The organism is Butyricicoccus pullicaecorum DSM 23266 (assembly GCF_900167005.1).
Classification (GTDB): domain Bacteria; phylum Bacillota; class Clostridia; order Oscillospirales; family Butyricicoccaceae; genus Butyricicoccus; species Butyricicoccus pullicaecorum.
Genome location: NZ_FUXW01000005.1, coordinates 54282 through 73719 on the forward strand (window position 1 = coordinate 54282; position 19438 = coordinate 73719).

Below are 19438 nucleotides of genomic sequence, written 5' to 3' on the forward strand. Positions count from 1 at the left end.
TTCCAATGTCCTTTCAAGATATCTTTAAGTCTAACTTTTTGGACAGCGTACAGTCGTTTTCGCTGCTCGACACCGCGCTTGCGCTGGTGATCTCGCTCGCACTCGGCCTGTTCGTCTTTTTCGTCTATAAGAAAACCTTCCATGGCGTGCTCTATTCGTCCACCTTCGGCGTGTCGCTCATCGGCATGTCCATGGTGACCACGCTCGTCATCTTAGCCGTCACGTCAAACGTCGTCCTGTCGCTCGGCATGGTCGGTGCACTGTCCATCGTCCGTTTCCGCGCAGCCATCAAGGACCCGCTTGATATCGTTTACCTGTTCTGGGCGCTGGCCTGCGGCATCGTGACCGGTGCCGGTCAGTTCCTCATGGCAATCGTCGGCTCTCTCGTGGCCGGCATCGTCCTTCTGGTTTTCGTCAACCGCAAGGAGAACGATCACCCCTATCTGCTGGTCGTCTCGTGTGACGATGACCGCGCCGAGCACGTCGCCTTTGCCGCACTTTCTCACCAGAAATTCGTCATCAAGTCCAAGACGGTTACGACCGACGGCGTGGAAGTGACCGCCGAAGTCCGCCTGCCCGACGACGGTACGACCAATTTCGTCAATCAGGTTGCGGCATCGAACGGTGTGCGCAGCGCGGTGCTCGTCAGCTACAACGGCGAGTACATGTCGTAAAAAGGAGCGTGTGCGATGATCCGTCGGAAATCAACCGAAGTGCTGGCCATCGTGCTCGTTCTGGTCATGCTCGTCGTGTCCTGCCTGATGCCGTGCTTTGCCGAGGCTGTGGGTGGGATTGAGCAGCAGTATGAATCGACGCTGTTCGGTACCAACCTCATCACCGTGGACATCCAGATGGACGCGGATGACTGGCAGGATATGCTCGACAACGCACTGAGTGAAACCTATTACGCGGCCGATGTGACCATCAACGGCCAGACTTTTGAAAATGTCGGCATCCGACCCAAGGGCAATACCAGCTTGACGCAGGTCGCGTCCTCGGATTCCGACCGTTACAGCTTCAAGATCGAGTTCGACCACTATCAGGACGGTCAGACCTGTTGGGGACTGGATAAACTGGTACTCAACAACCTGATGTCGGACGCAACCTATCTCAAGGAATACTTTGTCTATGATATGTTCGCCTTTTTGGACATGCCGGCTTCCGATTACGCCATGGCCGAGATCACGGTCAACGGCGAGCCGTGGGGCATCTACCTTGCGCTTGAGGGCGTAGAGGAAAGCTTCCTGACGCGCAATTTCGGCGCATCGCCGGGCGAGCTGTATAAGCCCGAGAACATGGGCGGCGGTGGCCCAGGCGGCATGATGGATAAGGACGAGGACGAAATCCGCGAGATGATGGGACTGGGCGAGGACGAGGAACTGCTCGAGATGCCGGAAATGGGTGAAATGCCGCAGATGGGTGAGATGCCCGAGCCGCCGGACGGCGCACAGATGCCCGGACAGCCGCCCATGGCATCGACCGATGATACACAGGACACCGGTGACACCCAGCCTACCGACACCCAGAACGATCAAACTGCCACCGACTCCCAGCCGACCGCCCCGTCGGACAACACCCAGACCGCACCCGCTGACGATCAGACCCGCGAGGGCTTCCAACGTGGCGGCGGCCGCGGCGGTATGGGCGGCGGCATGTCGAGCGGCGGTTCCGACCTCAACTATATCGACGATGACCTCGACAGCTACGAGACCATCTGGGAAGGCGAGGTCACCGATACCGATGACGCAGACCACCAGCGCGTCGTCGAGGCACTCAAGAAAATCAGCGAGGGCGACCTGTCGGGCGTAGACGTCGACCTGCTGTGTAAATATATGGCTGTGCAGACCTTTGTCGTCAATCTGGACTCGCTTTCGGGCAATATGGCGCATAACTATTGCCTGTACGAGAAGGACGGACAGCTCGCGCTCCTGCCGTGGGATTATAACCTGGCCTTCGGCGGCTTTATGAGCGGAGACGCGTCGAATACGATCAATTTCCCCATCGATACCCCGGTATCCAGCGTCAGCATGGAAGATCGCCAGATTTTCGCCGTGATTCTGAACGATGAGGACGCCTGTGCGCTCTATCATTCGTATCTGGAAAAGCTGTGCACCGAGTACGTGCAGGGCGGTCAGTTTGAGCTGACCTATACCATGCTGCGCGGTCTGCTGGACAGCCGCGTCGCGACCGAGGAACACGACCCGACCGCGTTCTACACCACAGACGAGTACACCGAAGCGGTGGAAATGCTTAAGACGGTCATTGAGCGCCGCGCAGAGAGCATTCTGGGTCAGCTGGATGGTACCATCCCGTCGACCACCGACGGCCAGCAGGCGGACAGCAGTACACTCGTGGACGCTTCCGACCTTGATCTGTCGGTCATGGGTTCGCAGTTCGGCGGCGGCGGTCACGGCGGAAATGGCGCAGAGGGCGGCATGATGGGTCGCGGCGGCAAGATGATGCCGGGCGCAGCCGGTCAGCAGACCGAAGATACCGCTGCCGCACCGGATGACGCTTCCCAGCCATCCACCGAAGCCACGACCGATACGACCCAAACCACAGCGGCGCAATCGGCACAGCCGCCGGAAGTAAGCGGTGAAAAGCCGTCAGGCACGCCGCCAGACGGTCAGACACCACCGGGCATGGCTTCCGAATCCAATTTGTCAACCACCTCATAAGGATCCCTTGTAAACATGGCCTGCGGTCAGCGCGGCGCAGGCTGACATCCCTGAAATTCCCTTGATCCTCCTTCCCGCGCTGCGGGCTGGCTCCCTTACGGAGTCAGCCTGTTTTTCGTTGTTATCACAAATTTTACAAAAAGGGGATATGCTTTTGCGAGCGGGAATGCTATAATGGAAGGCACGATACAAAATTGTAATGCCTAAAAGCACAGCGGCCTTTTGCCGCAGATGGGGAGGATATGGCAATGAAATCGGTATTGCTGATTGGTCTCGGCCGTTTTGGCCGTCACATGGCGGGCAAACTCAATGAGATGAATCACGAGGTACTTGCAATCGATATCAACGAGCAGCGCGTCAACGATGTACTGCCCGTTGTAACCAGTGCGCAGATTGGCGACAGCACCAATGAAAATTTCATCGCGTCGCTGGGTGTGCGCAACTTTGACCTGTGCGTTGTCGCGATCGGTGACAATTTCCAGAGCTCTCTGGAGACCGTCGCACTGCTCAAGGATTACGGCGCACCGTTTGTCGTCGCGCGTGCCAACCGCGATGTCCATGCCAAGTTCCTGCTGCGCAACGGCGCGGATCAGGTTGTTTATCCCGAAAAGGAAATGGCAATCCGCGCAGCGGTTAAGTATAGCTCGGACAACGTGTTCGACTATATCGAGCTGACCGGTGATTATTCGATCTATGAAGTGCCCATTCCGCGTGCATGGGTCGGCAAGACGCTGGTAGAGCTGAGTGTACGAACCAAGTATCACATCAGCGTCATGGCATTGCGTCACGGTTCTCACCTTGACCCGCTGCCGAGACCGGATCATGTGTTCCAAGAAGATGAAACCATGCTGATTCTGGGCGCGAATAAGGATTTGACCAAGTTTATTCTGCGGAAGTAAGTCCCGCCCGCTGGCGAAATAAAGCTTTCGCCAGCCTTTCTCGAAAGGCTGCGGGTTCTCAGGGCAGAGCCCTGAGTCGCGCTCCGCAGAGCGCGAAACGCTCTTTTTGATTTTCGCCTCTGCGAAAATCAACTGAACAAAAATAAAAAAACGCCGTCCGCAGACGGCGCAATACTCCGCGCACAAAGTGCGCTCATGAGAAAGACCGTCCGACAGGACGGTCTTTCTTTTTTGTTTGTTTGGGTTGAAACCCGGGTCGGACACCGGGTTTCAAAAGGGGGATTCCGCTCGCTGCGGCGAGCGGCCAGCCTGCGCGGCTGGATCGCGCCAGGGAACTCGTCCCCTGGACCCCGATTGATTGGTGCGGTGCTTAATTGAAATATACGAGTTCTTCCTTGGGCGCTTCGGCCTTCTCGATCTTCTTACAATACAGCACCGCGCCCTCGCCGCGGTACTGGGGAACATACTCCACACGTACCTCTGCCGTAACCGTCACCCAGCTCTTATGCGCAATACCGGTCGTGTCGGCATCCTTACACAGGAAGCCGACAAACTGCACGTCATCCGCGCAGCAGACCATCGCAAAGCGTCCAGGAACAAAGACGTGCTCCTGCTCCATCTTTTTGGTCTTGTACACCATGCCCTTGAACTTGACCGTCTTGCCGATATACGGTTCGGGATCACCGGTCGCGTCGACGTACCACAGGCCAAAATTCTCGTCCGAGATGTCGATGATAGGCGCGTCCAGATCGAAGGGGCGGGGCATGTTATCGCGGTAGTCCTCTGAACCGCCGTTCACATCGTCGAGGAAGATGGTGGCACGGGGGTTCATGGCGCGGATGTTCTTCTTGTAGAGCATCTGCTTGAGCTCGTCGGTGCAGCGGTTAAAGACGATCAGATCGGCCATGGAAATCTGCTCGAACATACGCGGGCCGATGTTGTTGGAATACAGCTCGAAGGTCTGGGCGTTGACCGTGGTGACGATCTGGTAGAGCGGCCACTCGGGCGGCAGCTTGCCCTCGAGGAAGTCGCCGATTTCCCACATGCCGTTGAGCTCAATCAGGACGCGGTCAGGATTGAACTTCTTGCCCAGATCGCGGAAGAAACGCAGCGTCAGCTCGGACGCATCCTCGACCATGACGATCTCGGTGCGTGCGTCGTGCAGCAGCTGGGGATCGTATTCCTCGATGCCCTCCTCGCACACGATCAGCAGCGAGCGCTCGTCCTCGGTGAAGTTGGGGTCGCGGAGGATGTCCTGGATGAACATGGTTTTGCCGCTCTCCAGAAAGCCGGTAAACAGATAGACAGGAATTTCCTTCATGGTTTACACCCCAAACAGCTCAGCGATGCGGTCTTCGTCCAGCTCTGCACCGATGACGCACAGGCGGCCGGTGTAGTCAGCCGGGCCGCGGCGGACTTCGGGCTGACCGGGTACGAAGTCGAAGTGAATCCACTCGCCCTCGGTTGCAGCAACGATGCCCTTGGCGCGCAGGATGGTGCCCAGCGAGATATCACCGAGCGCGTTCAGGATGGACGCAATCTGCTCCTCGGTGTACTTGTGCGTGGTCTCACGGCCCCAGCTCTGGAAGACCTCGTCGGCATGGTGGTGACCATGATGATCGTGGTCGTGGCAGCCGCAGGTGCAGCCCTCGCCGTGCTCGTGGTGGTGTTCATGCTCATGGTCGTGGTGATGGTGCTCATGTTCGTGCTCGTGGCAGCCGCAGGTGCAGTCCTCACCGTGCTCATGGTGGTGCTCGTGTTCATGCTCATGGTGATGATGCTCGTGCTCATGGTCGTGGCAGCCGCACTCTTCACCGTGTTCATGGTGATGTTCGTGGTCGTGATCGTGATGATGGTGGTGCTCGTGCTCCTCAGCTGCGTGTACGATCTCAGCCAGTACCTCAGCCGACAGCGAGTGGCTGTCCTCCATGACCGACAGCAGCTGCGCACCGGTCAGCTGATCCCAAGGAGTCGTTACGATACGAGCATCCTTGTTGTGCTCGCGCAGCAGGGAAACGACCTGTTCCAGACGGTCTTCCTTGACAAACTGGGTACGGGAGAGCAGGATTGCGCCCGCGTGCTCGATCTGATTGAGGAAGAACTCGCCGAAGTTCTTGGCGTACATCTTGGCCTTCTGGGCATCGACAACCGTGACAAAGCTGTTGAGGACGACCGGCTCGTGCTCTGCAACGCGCTGAACGGCAGCGATGACGTCGGACAGCTTGCCGACACCCGAGGGCTCGATCAGGATGCGTGCCGGGTGGTAGGTCTCAATGACTTCCTGCAGTGCCTTGCCGAAGTCACCGACCAGCGTGCAGCAGATGCAGCCCGAGTTCATTTCGGTGATCTGGACACCGGCATCCTTGAGGAAGCCGCCGTCAATGCCGATCTCGCCGAACTCGTTCTCGATCAGCACGACCTGTTCACCCTTGAGCGGTTCGGACAGCAGGCGGCCGATCAGGGTCGTCTTGCCCGCGCCCAGGAAACCGGAAATAATATCAATCTTGGTCATAAAAAAAGACCCCTTTCCAAGCGGTTAAAAAATTCATCTGCACCTATCATACCGCGATTGCGGCAAAAAATAAAGGGTGTATTTGTAAACAGAGTGGAAAAATTAGTTAAGGGAAACAATGGAGCAGAAAACATGCCCGGGGCGTGTGTGCCTCGGGCATGGGGATTTAGAACTTGTCGACGCAGGCCTGCAGGACGGTTGCTGCGATCTCGCCTGCGACCGATGCACCGCCGCCGCCGTTCTCAACCAGAACGATGAAGGCGTAGGGGTGTTCGGGATCGTCGAGGAAACCGGCAAACCATGCGTTGGGGCGCTTGTCGCCGCCGACTTCTGCCGTACCGCTCTTCGCGCCGATGTCCAGACCGCGGAAACGATCGGTGCCGTAGGTCTGGGCAACGTTGTTTTTCATCATTTCCTTGACCTGCGACGCCGTACTTGCCTGTACCAGCGTGTCGGTCTCTTCGGTGCGCTGCCAGGACGTCGGGATACCGCTCGGGGTGGTGATGTCCAGGATCAGACGCGGAACGGCAGCCGTGCCGCCGTTTGCGATGGCACCCATGTAGGTCATCATGTTGCAGGGATTGACCGTGTCGGTGTACTGACCGACACCCGACCAGCCGATCTGTCCCTTGTCAGCCTCGGACACGTCGTAGTGACCGGCTGCGGTCATGATGCCGTCGACCGACATGCGGCGGGTCAGACCGGCCTGCTCGACGTACTTGGTCATGGTGTCGCCGCCGAGTTCGGCTGCGAGTGCGCCAAAGACACCGTTGCACGAGTTTGCGAAGGCCGATGCAATGTCCATCTTGCCGTGCGGCTTGGGACAGGTGATGACCGTACCGCCGACCGTGGTCTCACCGGTGCAGGTGAAGGTGCGATCCTTGAGGTCGGGCAGGTTTTCCAGCGCGGCGGTCAGGGTCACCGTCTTGAAGATGGAGCCCGGCACCTGTGCAGAGGACAGGAAGCGGTTCAAGTAGATGCCGTCCTGTGCTTCCGAGGCCGCAGGCGGGTTTTCCGGGTCAAAGGACGGGGTGGAGACCATGCACAGGATGTCGCCGGTCTTGTAGTTGTACACACCGACCGTGCCCTGTCGGCCGTCCATGGCGTTGTACGCCGTGACGTTCAGGTAAGCGTCCAAGGTGAGGGTCAGGTTGCGTCCCGAACCCAGCGGAGAATAGCCGCCGGTAATCAGGTTGTAGCCGGACAGACGATCGGCAAAGGCGGTCAGGGCGCCCGTGCCGATGTAGCCCGAGCCGTCGCCGACTGCGTGTACGGTCGCACGGCGCACGGTGGCGTCGGGGTAGTAGACGCGCTCGCCGTCCTTGACCTCGGTCAGGACATCGCCGTCACGGTCTAAGATGGTGCCGCTCAATAGCTGACCGCTGTTTGAGTACATGTGCCGGTTGTAGGGGTAGGCTGCCCAGTCGGCGGCATTGGTCACGAACCGGAAGCAGAACAGACCCAGACCGGCAATCAGTGCCAGCGCGATGATCAGGCACAAAACCGCGCGTTTCTCAATCTTCCGCATATTCGTCAAATTCCTCCTGTTCGTGTCTCAGTTCACGCCGCGAGGGCAGGCGGATGGCAAAGCTTGCGTTCTGTCTGGTGTCGGATGCCTTCAGGAAGGCCAGCATGCCCCAGGAAGCCAACATGGAGGTACCGCCGTTGGACAGGAAGGGGAAGGTGACACCGGTCAGGGGCAGGATGTCGACCGCGCCGAAGACGTTCAGACAGGTCTGGAAGACCATGAGCGAGGTCGCAGCGCATGCGGCGATGGTGTAGAAGCTGGAGCGTCCGGCGCGGCAGGCACGCACGGCAAAGACTGCCAGCGTGACGATACAGAGTACAGCCAGCACCGCGATGATCAGACCCCATTCCTCGCAGACCTTACAGAATACCATATCGGTGTCGGCCGCGGTGACGCCCAGCCAGCCGTTGCCCGCACCGACACCGACCAGACCGCCCGATGCGGCAGCGGTCAGCGAGTGGGTCTGCTGGAAACCAGCGCCGTAAACGTCCTCCCAGATGTGACCCCAGCTTGCAAAGCGTTTGAGTACGTGGGGCTTGACCGATAACAGTACCAGACCGCCCGCGCCGCAGCCGCCGCAGATGAGGGCGAGGGTCGCCCAGTCACCCGAGCGCAGGAAGGCGATGACGATGAAGGTCACGAAGAAGATGGCCGCTGCACCGAAGTCGTTCATCAGCGCCAGACAGCCCAGACAGATGAGGGTGAGCGCCATGAACAGACCGAGGTTTTTCTTGCGGAACAGACGGTCGAGGGTTGCCGAACCGGCAAAGATGTAGCAGACCTTGGCGATCTCAGACGGCTGGAGCGACATGCCGCCCAGCTTAATCCAGTTTTTCGCACCGCCGCTCGACGAACCCAGAACCAAGGTTGCAGCGAGCAGGAGCACAGCCAGCACGGCCATGAACTTGCGCAGCGCGTTTGCACGGCTGAGGTCACGCAGGAACCAGCCGAGCACAAGGAAGCCGACCATGCCGAGCAGGATGGCAAAGAACTGCTTGGGCACCGAGGCCGGGGCAAAGGATGCCGTGACCGCAAGGCTGATGGTACACAGGAAAAAGGCGATCATTTCCATCTCGAAGCCCACCCGCCGGAAGGCGCGCAGGGTCAGACAGTAGATCCACATGACGGCGGTCATGCCGAGGAAGATGAGCGGCAGCGTCGGATCGGCCTTTTCGCCGGTCGAGATGATGAGCTGGATGCAGGTCAGAATCTGGAAAAAGCTCATCAAAATGAGCAGTCCCCAGGGTGAGACCGGCTTGTCCAGACCGGCACGACGCTTGCGCCGCGCCTGCTTTTCCTCGGGCGACACCGGTTCCAGCCATGCCGGAATGTCGGCAAAGGAGATTTCGTCTCCAAATTCGACCGGCAGCGGCTCCTCGGCGGGCGCGGTGCGTCCGCGCACATAGGTGCCCGAGGTCGAACCCAAATCGTATAGATTCCAAGTGTCGTCGGGCTGCCGGATGAGGGCGGCATGGGTGCGGGAAACGGCCGGATCGTCGATGACCACGTCGGCGGTCTTCTGGCGGCCGATGATGTTCTCCCAGTGGGTCAGCGGGATGCGCTGTTCGCCGAAGTTCAGGTAAGCCCAGACCTCAGCGGTGTGCTTGACCGATAAAAGCGAGCGGATGGCGGTGAGCAGGATGAGCAGACCGAGCACGGGAAGCACAAAACGGATGACCGTCGTGTACCATGCGCTGATTTCAGGAAACTGCTGGGACAGGCTGTACAGACTGTCCATACCGGCCTGTAAGGCACCGCTCACACCGGTAAAAGTTTCAGTCAAACTAAGATTCCTCCCTTCGGGTGGGGTTTAAGTGGTTGTTTCCGTACAACGTACCATTATAGCACAGTGCCCGGAGTGCGTAAACCGACAAAATGGTATAATTCGATGGGTTTGCAGGGGTTCAGACGGGTCAAATCGGCATCCGGCGGAAGACTGCCGGGGACATGCCGGTCTTTGCGGTGAACGAGGAAATGAAGTTGACCTCGCTGTGATAGCCGACGCGGAAGGCGATCTGCTTGACCGAGAGCGAGGTGGTGTGCAGCAGGGATTTGGCCTCATCGATGCGGCGCAGGACGATGTACTCGTGGGGTGAGTAGCCGGTGCGCGCCTTGAACAGACGGGAGAAGTGCGACGCGCTCAGACTGACCGCGGATGCGACATCTTCGACTGATAGCGGCTCAAAGAGATGGTCGAGAATGTAGCGGATGGCCTGCGCGATGAGATCCTGATCGGGAGTCAGCGACGCATCACGCGGCGGGACGAGCAGTTCGCACAGAATGCGGTAGATGGTCTGGGATAACTCGGACTCGCTCGGCGTGTGCGGCTGAAAGTCGGCAGCTCGCGCCTGCGCGTCAAAGATGTGCAGCAGATCGGCGCGAATGTGGCTGCCTGCGGGCACGGACAGCACCCACTTGCCGCTGTGTACCGAGATAATCTGATCGAAAAAGGCGGCGGTGTTGGCACCGTCGAAGTGCAGGAAAATCATGCGCGTGTCGCGCAGCGCACGGTAGTGGTGCGGCTTGCGGCAGTTGATGAGCGCGATCTGACCGGGCGCGGCCAGCGCACGACGGCCATCGTTAAAGATTTCCATGCCGCCCGAGTCGATGTAGATCAGCATAAAATTTTTGTGACTTTCGCGCTCGGCACCCGGCGAGGTGTCGAGGAAATGATAGCGCGTGTCCAGCGTGTATCGTCCGATTTCGGTGGGATAGTAGAATAATTGCCGCGCAATGGCCGAAGGCGTGTTGTAATATTGCCGGGATTCGGGCAAAACACCGCGCTCGGTGTTGGTTCGGCAGGATTTGAGAACAGCGTTCATGCAGAATGCTCCTTTCGCGGGCTCGCGCACAGATGGGCGGGCTGGATGGGTACATTATAGCATAAAATATAAATAGATTGCGGCTTTTTTTTATTGCGCACCGAAAGAGATGTGGTATGCTGTTCTCAGTGGATTGTGAGAAAGACGCAAAAGAGAGGATATCGAATCATGAGCCGCATGCTGCACGATAAGACATTTTATAGGACGTTCGCCATTTTGACGCTGTCGCTGGCGCTGCAAAACCTGCTGACCTATTCGGTCAACCTGGCCGATAACATCATGCTCGGCCGATTTTCACAGGACGCGCTGTCGGGCGCATCGCTGTGCAACCAGCTGCAATTCTTTTTGCAGATGCTGGTACAGGGCGTCGGTGAGGGCGTTGTCGTGCTGGGCGCACGGTACTGGGGCAAGAAGGACTTAAAGCCCATCCCGGATATCATCGGCGCAGGACTGCGCTTCGGTGTGAGCATCGCGGCAGTACTGTTCGTGCTCGCGCTGCTGTTTCCCACCCAGATCATTCGCCTGATGACAAATGACCCGGTGATTATGGAGCAGGCCGTCCAGTACTTGCAGATCATCTGCTTTACCTACGTGATTTTTGCCCTGACCAATATGCTGACCGCCTCGCTTCGCAGTATCGGTATCGTCAAGATCGGATACATTATTTCGGCGTCCACGTTGTGTATCAATATCTGCCTCAACTATGTCCTGATTTACGGCCACTTCGGCGCACCGGCACTGGGCGTGCGCGGTGCAGCGATTGCCACCCTGGTTTCGCGCACGGTTGAGCTGCTGATCGTCATTTGGTTCCTCAAATTCCGTGAACATACCCTGCGTCTCAATTGGCGTAAACTGCTCTTTATCGACACCAGCTATATTAAAGACTATATCCATGTCTCGCTGCCCATGCTGGTCACACAGACCATGTGGGGCGCATCCTCCATCATCCAGACGGCGATTCTGGGCAATATGGAGAACGCAGCAATGGTCGTCCCGGCGAATTCCATCTCGGTTCTGGTGTTCCAGATCTTGTCGGTCGTGGGATACGGCGCAGCCAGCGCTGCGGCAATCATGACCGGCCGCACGCTGGGTGAGGGACACAAGGAGCGCATCGACCAGACCGCCTTCACCTTCCAGATCATGTTCTGTATCATCGGCGTGTTCACTGGACTCATCATCTTGCTGTCACGCGGGCCGGTCTTGCAGATTTATAACACGCTCTCACCCGAGGCTGCTGAACTTACCCGCCAGTTTATCACCGTCCTTGCCATCACTTCGGTTGGTACATGCTATCAAATGGCCGCCGATTGCGGCATCCTCCGCGCGGGCGGCGATACCAGATTTGCAATGTGGAATAATATCGTTTTCGTGTGGCTGATTTGTCTGCCGTGTGCAGCATTGTCCGCGTTTGTGTTCCACTTTTCGCCGGTGGTCGTGTTCTTCTGTTTGAAGATGGAACAGCTTGGTAAGTGCCCGGTCATTTTCCTGCGCGTCCGGTCGAAGAAATGGATTAAACAGATCACACGTTGAAAAGCGTAATTAAAGCTTTCGCTCAAGCCTTTCTCGAACCTTGTGGAATTAGGAAAGGCCCCTGTGGGGCTTTTTCCCGCAAGGCTGTGGCCGACTTGTTCGGCCAAGGCCCTAACACGGGGGCACTGTTGCCCTGAGACGCTGTCCGCAGACAGCGGAATCTCTTTTTGATTTTCGCCTCTGCGAAAATCAACTAAAATGAAAAATAAAAGCGCGTCCGCAGACGCGCAATTCTCTGGAAAGACCGCCCCTTCGGACGGTCTTTCCTTTTTGTTTGTTTCAGTTGAAACCCGGGTCGGACACCGGGTTTCAAAAGGGGAGTTTCGGACTCTGCGGAGTCCGCCTCAGGGCTCTGCCCTGAGAACCTGCAAACCTTTGAAAAGGTTTGATCCAAACTTCAGTAGGGCTGCGGTGCTTATTTGAGGGAGTACAAATCCTCTCGTCTCTGCCGCAATACCGGGCAACTCTCCCGCACCATGCCGATTTGCGACCGATCACAGGTCACAACCATAAGCTCAGGTGTATCGCCGCACTCCATGATCGTCTGACCATCGGGCGCATACGCCGCGCTCTCACCTAAAAATACCTTTGGTTTGACATGATTGCACCCCAGCACAAAACACCCATTTTCCACCGCACGGGCGGCGAGCAGAGTATGCCACTGCTGCGCCTTCTGCTTGCCGCAGACAAACGCCGCCGTGACCAGCAAAAACTCCGCACCCTCGATGGCCTGCAAGCGTGCAAGCTCAGGATAGCGCAATTCATAGCACACGATCAGCCCCAGCGTACCGAACGGGGTCTGGATGGGCGTAAAACGGGACATACCCGGGCGAAAATGGTCGGATTCGCGGTAGGAAAACGCATCATAGAGCTGGCACTTACGGTGGGACGCGACCAATTCGCCCTGATCGGAGATCACGACCGTTGTGTTATACGGTCTGGGATCGTCCGGGGTCTGCTCGATCACGCCGCAGGTAATCCACAGCCTGTGTGTGGCGGCAAGTTCGCGCAGACCGCTGACAAACGGGCCGTCCAGCGGCTGACCGCCGGGGAAGGGAACGCCGTCCGGCAGGCGGTGGTCGGGGTAGGTCATGGTATATTCGGGCAGCATGAGCAGATGCGCCTGTTTCTGTGCAGCTTCGGCTGCCATGCGGGCAGCGGTGCGTAGATTTTGCTGCGGGTCAGACGAAGCATTGATCTGAGCGATAGCGATACGGGTATCCATAAAAATTCCTCCTGAGATTTGGCGGGTCTGCCGCTTGTAAAGGGGTAAAAAACGTGATATGCTGAGCCCGAAAGAGAGGGGAGAGCACATGCAGATTACATTTTTGGGAACCGGTGCAGCGACCGCAGTTCCGCTGCCGTTTTGCAGTTGTCCGACCTGCCGGGCAGCCCGCGTGCAGGTCGGAAAGGACTTGCGCACCCGTTCGGCGCTGCTCATCAATGACGATTTGCTCATCGACTGCGGCGCGGACGCGGTCTCTTCGGCGCACCGGCTGGGCAGGGACTTGACCCGCGTGCGCACCTTATTGGTCACCCATGCGCACGGGGACCACTTCGACTCCGGTCATCTGGTCACGCGCATGCCCGAATACGGCTGCGCCGATACGCCGCCCCTGCTGATTGCAGCTTCCGGGGCATCTCTGATCCGGCTGGGACAGTGGCTCGAGGGCGAGGAGTCGGGCACCGACCTGACCACACCGTCCGGCCGGGAAAAGCTCAACCTGACCGTGCACGAAGTGCAGGTCGGCACGCCTTTTTCTGCCGGAAAGTACACGGTCACCGGTATTTACTCCCACCATGCGCCTGATTGCGACAGCCGCATGTATCTCATTTCAGACGGCCAGACCGCGATTTTCTACGGGGTAGACAGTCCGGCGTTCGGGGAAGACGTGTGGCAGGCGCTGGAGCAGACTGGGACGCAGTTTGCGTGCGTGATTTTAGACCACACCTACGGCCTGATGCCCGAGACCGGCTATCCAACCGACCACATGAACGCCCGGGACGTGGCCGAGGCCGCGGCGCGTCTGCGTGCGCAGGGCTTGCTCACGCCGCGCGGACATGTCTTTGCGACCCACTTGTCGCACGAAAACATGCTGCCGCACGAGGAAATGTCCGCGTTTGCGCGTGCGCACGGCTATGAAATCGCGTTTGACGGGCTGACGCTCACGCTGTGACGTGAGTCTCGGACAGCAGACGGTCGATGTCGCCGCGCTCGGCCAGACCGTCGCGGAACGCGGTCGCGCTGCCGGCGGACAGTCCCAGCCGCAAAGCGGCCTCGTAGGAACCACCGCCCAGCCAGCCCGCGAGAAATCCTGCGACCATGGAATCACCCGCGCCCACCGTGCTGCGCACCGCGCCTTGCGGTGCCTGACCGGTCAGAATGTCGCCGCCCTCGGTGACCAGCACGGCACCCTCGGCACCGCAGGACACCAGCACGTTGCGCGCGCCCAGCGCTTGCAACTGCCGCGCCTGTGCGGCACGTTCTGCGACCGTGTCCGCCGTCTGACCGCTGACCTCGGACAATTCGAGCGCATTGGGTTTGATGAGGAAGGGACGGCAGGGCAGCAGATCGGTGAGCCGTTGGCCGGTCGTGTCGGCAACGATGTGCGCACCGCGCGCCTGCGCCCGCTGCGCTAGCTGATTGTACGCATCGGCGGGCAGCGAGGCCGGTGCCGAGCCGGACAAGACCAGAATGTCGTCCGGTTCCAGTCCGTCCATCTTGCGCAGCAGCGTCTCAAAGGCATCGGACGGGATGTCCGGCCCTGCGCCGTTGAGCTCGGTTTCGCTCTCGGTGGAAACTTTGACATTCAGTCGGGTCATACCGTCCGGGACGGTCACAAAATCGGTGTCCAGACCGATTTCGCGCAGCAGGGTGGTGAGCAGCGCACCGGTGTGACCGGCCGCAAAGCCCAGCGCACGCACCGGGACACCCAGACGGGACAGCACGATCGCGACATTGACACCCTTTCCACCGGGCAGCAGCTGGGCGTCCTGCACGCGGTGCAGGGTACCCGGATGCAGGGCGGGCAGGGAGAGGTAATAGTCGAGGGATGGATTGAGGGTAACCGTGTAGATCAAGGAAAAACGACCTTCTTTCACACAAGACAAAACTGATAGGTTTATTATACCGTTTGCACAGGACGACTGTCAAAAGCGGGCATGAAAAAAGCGCCGTGCGGTACGGCGCAATTTTTATATGGTGGAATTCAGACGGGAAAAAGAGCCTGAGGGAGCCGAAGCTCCCTCAGTACGACAGGAATGGAGACTTTTACATCAATCCCAGCACATGCTGCATGCCCAGGCTGACACAGGTAATACCGATCCAGCAGCACAGACCCATGAGGATGGGCTTGCCGCCGGTCTTGACCAGTTTTACCAAATCAGTGCCCAGACCAATGGCGAGCATGGCCATGATGATGAAGAACTTGGATAACTCTTTGAAGGGGTGGAACACGACAGCCGGAATGCCCGACATGGTGCACACCGTGGTGATGATGGAGGCGAGCAGGAAGAAGAGGATGAAGAACGGGAAGATTTTGGAGAAGTGGAAGGTGTTTCCGCTTGCCTTGTGCTGCTTTTTGGCCTGATGGGCACGGTAGAAGGCGAGCACGAGGGTGATGGGCAGGATGGACAGCGTGCGGGTGAGCTTGACGATGGTTGCGATGTCCAGCGCATTGTGTCCGGGGTGCATGCCGTCCCAGGCCGAGGCTGCCGCGGTGACCGAGGACGTGTCGTTGACCGCCGTACCGGCAAACAGGCCGAAGCCGTGCTCGGACAGACCGAGCGCCTGACCGAACGAGGGGAAAATGAGAGCGGCGAGGATGTTAAAGAGGAAGATGACCGAGATGGCCTGCGCGATCTCCTCGTCGTCGGCCTCGATGACCGGCGCAGTGGCTGCGATGGCCGAACCGCCGCAGATGGACGAACCGACACCGACCAGCGTGGAGATGTTGCCGGGGATGTGCAGGACGCGGCACAGGATAAAGGCGATGATGAGCGAAATCGAGATGGTGGAGACGATAATGGGCAGGGACTCGGCGCCGACACGGGCGATATCGGACAGGTTCAGTCCGAATCCGAGCAGGATGACCGCGTATTGCAGAATTTTTTTGGAGGTAAAGCCGATACCGTCGGCTGCGCGCCCCTTATCATGCCAGAACAGAGAGATGACCATGCCGAGCAGGATGGCAAAGACCGGTCCGCCGATGACCGGGAAGGCCTGACCGGCCAGCCAGCAGGGAACAGAGAGGAGCAGGCAGAGCGCCAGACCGGGTAAATGCTGTTTGATGCGTTCCATGTAAATGTATCCCCCTTTGGGTAGGTTTTCTTGATCTGGTCTTGATGATAGCACAGATTATTGATAAAATAAAATGATAAGTTATTATAGATTGATAAGAAAAATAAATAGATCATCGTAAAGAGAGGAAACCCGCATGCTAGACTATCGTTTGCAGACTTTTTTGACCTTATGCGAGACCATGCACTACACTCGCGCGGCCGAGCGGCTGTGCATCACCCAGCCCGCCGTCACCCAGCACATCCACTTTTTGGAGCAGCATTACGGCTGCCGCCTGTTTATCTATCAGGGCAAGACGCTGCGCCTGACCGAGGAGGGCGAGCGCCTCCGGCGCATGGCGGCTTCGCTGGCCTATAACAGCCGCAAGATGGACGAGGCGATGAACGAGCCTGCGCCCGTGCGCCTGTGCGTCGGTGCGACCAAGAGCATCGGCGAGTACGTCATCGCACCGCTCATCAGCCAGTTTGTGCGCCAGCACCCGACGACCGCACTGTCGCTCGCGGTGGACAATACGCAGGTGCTGCTGCGCGCACTCGATCAGGGCGAGCTGGACTTTGCACTGGTCGAGGGATTTTTCGACAAGGATAAGTATGGACACCGTCTGCTGCGGCAGGAGCGGTTTTTCGGCGTGTGTGCGCCCGATCATCCGTTTGCTGGTCGGGAAGTGACCTTTGAGGAGCTGTTTTCCCAGACCATTCTGGTGCGCGAGCAGGGTTCGGGTACGCGCGCGATTCTGGAGGACGTGCTGCACGAGCGCAATCACACGCTGGACAGCTTTGTGCGCGTGCTGGAGATCAGCGACTTTACCGTGCTCAAATCGCTGGCCATGCAGGGCATCGGCGTGACCTTCGTGTACGCACCAGTCGCACAGGCTGAGCTGGACGCAGGCAGTCTGGCATCGTTTACGCTGCAAGGGCTGGACATTCGCCGGGAGTTCAACTTTGTCTATCTGCACGACGACCTGTTTCTGGATATCTGGCAGGACTGCCTGAACGCGCTTTGAGTCGTAATTTGACCGGTAAACCAATTCCGGGGCGTGGAAAAGCCCTGTTTTTCGTCGCTTCTGTCCATAAATTTTGTCTCGTTTCTATGATATAATAGTAAAAACTATGTAAAGCCCCGTGTATTCTGAGGAGACAAAATTCATGGAAACCATAGCAAAATCAAAGGTGGGCACCCGTTCGTCCGCACACGAACGGGTGTCTGTGCGCAGACCGATGCTGCCCAGCTGGTGCCATTGGCTGTTTGGCCCGCTGGCGGCGGCGATCATCACGCTGTGCGCCACCTGGATTCAGATTGAAGACCAGATCTTTCAGTATCAGTTTTTCTGGGTAGAAAGCCTGTGGTGGCACCGTGCAGCCTGGTTTGTGGGCTGGGTGTTCCTGACGCTGGTCTATTTCTTTTTTCTGGGACTGACCAACCGTGCACCGGTCGCAACCGTGTGTACGTCGATCTTCCTGTGCGTCCCGGCAGTCATCTGCTATTATAAATTGCAGCTGCGCGGCGAACCCTTCCTGCCGTGGGACTTCGCACAGGCGAGCGAGGCCTTTGACGTGGCGGGTAAGGTCAACTTGTGGGTGACCAAATCCATGTGCGGCGCCGCGGTTGTCCTGCTTCTTTTGACCCTGATCTCCTGCTTCCTGCCGCGCCTGCGCTTCGGCTGGGTGCGCTGGATTGTGCGCAGCGTGGTACCGCTCGTGGGTGCCATCGCCATGGTGTTCGGCGTGTTCTTACAGCAGCACGTTACACAGGACATTCTGTACATCTCGCCCGATGCCTGGATGCAGGACCGTTATTATCGAAATTACAGCTTGGTGACCGCGTTTTTCACCAATATGCAGGTCATGCAGGTGGACGCACCTGAGGGATATAACGCCGAGCATGTGCAGCAGGTGGTAAACGGTACGGGAGATTCCGAGCCGTACTTTGCAGCGAGCTATGCGGCCAAGGGCGATGGCACGGTCAAAAAGCCGACCGTCATCTACATTCAAGCCGAGGCATTCTGGGACCCGTCCGAAGTCCCCGGCGTGACCTACGATCAGGAGCTGACCCCCAACATCCAGCGCACCAAGAGCGAAATGGCATACGGTAAGTGCTATTCGCCGCGCTTTGGCGGCGGCACCTGCGACGTAGAGTGCGAAGCACTGACCGGTTTTTCGATGGAATACCTGCCCAGCTCGTGCAAACCCTACGTCGAGTACATCCACGGCCCGACGGCTTCCATTGCGTCTTTCCGCAAGACAGAAGGCTATGACACGCTGGCCATCCACGGCTATTACGGCAAGTACTGGAACCGTGAGGAAGCGTATGCAGACCTTGGCTTCGATGACTTCATCAGCCTGGAGGACATGACCGACCCCGAGCGCAAACGTCCGTGCGACTGGGAAGGCGGTCTGGTGACCGAGGCCGAGACCGGCCGACAGATCATCAGCGCGTTTGAGAACAAGGACGCGGATACCCCGCTGTTCATGCACGCGGTGACCATCCAGAACCACCTCGCCTATACTCCGGAGAACTACCCGGACAGCGAGCGCGTGCATGTGACCAGCGCACCCGAGGGCGTGACCGACTACACCATCGGCTGCCTGGAGGACTTCGCGACCGGCGTGCGTGAGACCGACGCCATGTGGGGTATGCTGACCGATTACTTTGACACGGTAGATGAGCCGGTCATTCTGGTTATGTGGGGCGACCACTATAACCCCATCGGCAACGGCATGAACATTTACAGCGCGACCGGCTACGGCTCGGAGGACGCAAACGACCCGCGCGTCCATCAGACTCCGCTGCTCATCTGGAGCAATTACTGGAAGGAACCGGTTGATCTGGGCACGGTTGCAGCATATCAGATCACGACGGTGACGGACGACCTGTACGGTCTGGACCAGCCTGCATACTTTGACCTGCTGCGCGAGGAACTTGATTTGTACCGCGCGAGAACCTTGGGTACGACGGTGGAACCGGATGGAACGTATACCCGAGACGCGGCAATGACCCCGGAACAGCAGGAAATGTATGAAAAACAGTGGCTGCTGCAATATGATTTGCTGTTTGGTAAGAACTATCAGGACGCGCCGACGGTCGCAGATTAAGTACCGCACCCATAATTGAAGTTTGGATCAAACCTTTTCAAAGGTTTGCGGGTTCTCAGGGCAGAGCCCTGAGTCGC

The 19438-nt window shown here is 58.3% G+C and carries 15 protein-coding genes; 7 read left to right on the plus strand and 8 right to left on the minus strand.

Features of this window, described 5'->3' with window-relative positions; all coding sequences use genetic code 11:
• Positions 1-5: 5 nt before the first annotated feature.
• The 3 genes from B5D52_RS10315 to B5D52_RS10325 all read left to right on the plus strand — a co-directional run bounded on the left by B5D52_RS10315 (position 6) and on the right by B5D52_RS10325 (position 3577).
• On the plus strand, positions 6-674 hold the full coding sequence (locus B5D52_RS10315) for a DUF4956 domain-containing protein (RefSeq protein WP_016148652.1): 669 nt from the start codon (positions 6-8) through the stop codon (positions 672-674).
• Between the two features lie 15 nt (positions 675-689).
• Complete coding sequence (locus tag B5D52_RS10320; protein ID WP_016148651.1) at positions 690-2678, plus strand: CotH kinase family protein; 1989 nt, start codon at positions 690-692, stop codon at positions 2676-2678.
• Positions 2679-2926: 248 nt separating this feature from the next.
• Positions 2927-3577 carry a potassium channel family protein gene (locus tag B5D52_RS10325; protein WP_073993776.1) on the plus strand — a complete coding sequence of 217 codons (651 nt, stop codon included), beginning with the start codon at positions 2927-2929 and terminating at the stop codon, positions 3575-3577.
• 370 nt (positions 3578-3947) lie between these two features.
• On the opposite strand, the gene B5D52_RS10330 is transcribed toward B5D52_RS10325, so the two are convergent.
• The 5 genes from B5D52_RS10330 to B5D52_RS10350 all read right to left on the minus strand — a co-directional run bounded on the left by B5D52_RS10330 (position 3948) and on the right by B5D52_RS10350 (position 10439).
• Positions 3948-4898 carry a TIGR03943 family putative permease subunit gene (locus B5D52_RS10330; protein WP_016148649.1) on the minus strand — a complete coding sequence of 317 codons (951 nt, stop codon included), beginning with the start codon at positions 4896-4898 and terminating at the stop codon, positions 3948-3950.
• 3 nt (positions 4899-4901) lie between these two features.
• On the minus strand, positions 4902-6089 hold the full coding sequence (locus B5D52_RS10335; protein WP_016148648.1) for a CobW family GTP-binding protein: 1188 nt from the start codon (positions 6087-6089) through the stop codon (positions 4902-4904).
• A 166-nt stretch (positions 6090-6255) separates the two neighbouring features.
• Positions 6256-7617 (minus strand): penicillin-binding transpeptidase domain-containing protein, encoded by a 1362-nt coding sequence (locus B5D52_RS10340; protein ID WP_016148647.1) that lies wholly within the window; start codon positions 7615-7617, stop codon positions 6256-6258.
• Positions 7604-9400, minus strand: coding sequence for an FtsW/RodA/SpoVE family cell cycle protein (locus tag B5D52_RS10345; RefSeq protein WP_016148646.1), 1797 nt, complete (start codon positions 9398-9400; stop codon positions 7604-7606). Before B5D52_RS10345 ends, B5D52_RS10340 begins: the two co-directional genes overlap by 14 nt.
• A 130-nt stretch (positions 9401-9530) precedes the next feature.
• The gene (locus tag B5D52_RS10350) at positions 9531-10439 is read right to left on the minus strand and encodes an AraC family transcriptional regulator (RefSeq protein ID WP_016148645.1); all 909 of its coding nucleotides are present in this window, start codon (positions 10437-10439) and stop codon (positions 9531-9533) included.
• Between the two features lie 168 nt (positions 10440-10607).
• Here B5D52_RS10350 and B5D52_RS10355 point away from each other — a divergent pair, with 168 nt between their 5' ends.
• Entirely contained in the window at positions 10608-11969 is a 1362-nt protein-coding gene (locus B5D52_RS10355; protein WP_016148644.1) for an MATE family efflux transporter, read from the plus strand.
• A gap of 415 nt (positions 11970-12384) precedes the next feature.
• Here the strand turns inward: B5D52_RS10355 and B5D52_RS10360 are convergent, their stop codons facing one another.
• Positions 12385-13194 (minus strand): nitrilase-related carbon-nitrogen hydrolase, encoded by an 810-nt coding sequence (locus B5D52_RS10360; protein WP_016148643.1) that lies wholly within the window; start codon positions 13192-13194, stop codon positions 12385-12387.
• A gap of 88 nt (positions 13195-13282) precedes the next feature.
• Here B5D52_RS10360 and B5D52_RS10365 point away from each other — a divergent pair, with 88 nt between their 5' ends.
• Positions 13283-14146: an MBL fold metallo-hydrolase gene (locus B5D52_RS10365; protein WP_016148642.1), complete on the plus strand. Its 864-nt coding sequence runs from the start codon at positions 13283-13285 to the stop codon at positions 14144-14146.
• Here B5D52_RS10365 and pfkB read toward each other — a convergent pair.
• Both pfkB and B5D52_RS10375 read right to left on the minus strand, forming a co-directional pair.
• The gene (pfkB, locus tag B5D52_RS10370) at positions 14136-15050 is read right to left on the minus strand and encodes a 1-phosphofructokinase (protein ID WP_016148641.1); all 915 of its coding nucleotides are present in this window, start codon (positions 15048-15050) and stop codon (positions 14136-14138) included. The two genes, B5D52_RS10365 and pfkB, sit on opposite strands and share 11 nt — an antisense overlap.
• Positions 15051-15240: 190 nt before the next feature.
• Complete coding sequence (locus B5D52_RS10375; RefSeq protein WP_016148640.1) at positions 15241-16269, minus strand: YeiH family protein; 1029 nt, start codon at positions 16267-16269, stop codon at positions 15241-15243.
• Between the two features lie 136 nt (positions 16270-16405).
• On the opposite strand from B5D52_RS10375, the gene B5D52_RS10380 reads away from it, so the two are divergent.
• Positions 16406-17272 (plus strand): LysR family transcriptional regulator, encoded by an 867-nt coding sequence (locus tag B5D52_RS10380; RefSeq protein ID WP_016148639.1) that lies wholly within the window; start codon positions 16406-16408, stop codon positions 17270-17272.
• A gap of 142 nt (positions 17273-17414) precedes the next feature.
• Positions 17415-19361, plus strand: coding sequence for an LTA synthase family protein (locus tag B5D52_RS10385; RefSeq protein ID WP_016148638.1), 1947 nt, complete (start codon positions 17415-17417; stop codon positions 19359-19361).
• The last annotated feature ends 77 nt before the right edge of the window (positions 19362-19438 follow it).

Bases quoted from the DNA above. Each gene is read 5' to 3' on its own strand.
- B5D52_RS10315 (WP_016148652.1), top strand. From the start codon at position 6: ATGTCCTTTCAAGATATCTTTAAGTCTAACTTTTTGGACAGCGTACAG.
- B5D52_RS10320 (WP_016148651.1), top strand. From the start codon at position 690: ATGATCCGTCGGAAATCAACCGAAGTGCTGGCCATCGTGCTCGTTCTG.
- B5D52_RS10325 (WP_073993776.1), top strand. From the start codon at position 2,927: ATGAAATCGGTATTGCTGATTGGTCTCGGCCGTTTTGGCCGTCACATG.
- B5D52_RS10330 (WP_016148649.1), bottom strand. From the start codon at position 4,898: ATGAAGGAAATTCCTGTCTATCTGTTTACCGGCTTTCTGGAGAGCGGC.
- B5D52_RS10335 (WP_016148648.1), bottom strand. From the start codon at position 6,089: ATGACCAAGATTGATATTATTTCCGGTTTCCTGGGCGCGGGCAAGACG.
- B5D52_RS10340 (WP_016148647.1), bottom strand. From the start codon at position 7,617: ATGCGGAAGATTGAGAAACGCGCGGTTTTGTGCCTGATCATCGCGCTG.
- B5D52_RS10350 (WP_016148645.1), bottom strand. From the start codon at position 10,439: ATGAACGCTGTTCTCAAATCCTGCCGAACCAACACCGAGCGCGGTGTT.
- B5D52_RS10355 (WP_016148644.1), top strand. From the start codon at position 10,608: ATGAGCCGCATGCTGCACGATAAGACATTTTATAGGACGTTCGCCATT.
- B5D52_RS10360 (WP_016148643.1), bottom strand. From the start codon at position 13,194: ATGGATACCCGTATCGCTATCGCTCAGATCAATGCTTCGTCTGACCCG.
- B5D52_RS10365 (WP_016148642.1), top strand. From the start codon at position 13,283: ATGCAGATTACATTTTTGGGAACCGGTGCAGCGACCGCAGTTCCGCTG.
- B5D52_RS10375 (WP_016148640.1), bottom strand. From the start codon at position 16,269: ATGGAACGCATCAAACAGCATTTACCCGGTCTGGCGCTCTGCCTGCTC.
- B5D52_RS10380 (WP_016148639.1), top strand. From the start codon at position 16,406: ATGCTAGACTATCGTTTGCAGACTTTTTTGACCTTATGCGAGACCATG.
- B5D52_RS10385 (WP_016148638.1), top strand. From the start codon at position 17,415: ATGGAAACCATAGCAAAATCAAAGGTGGGCACCCGTTCGTCCGCACAC.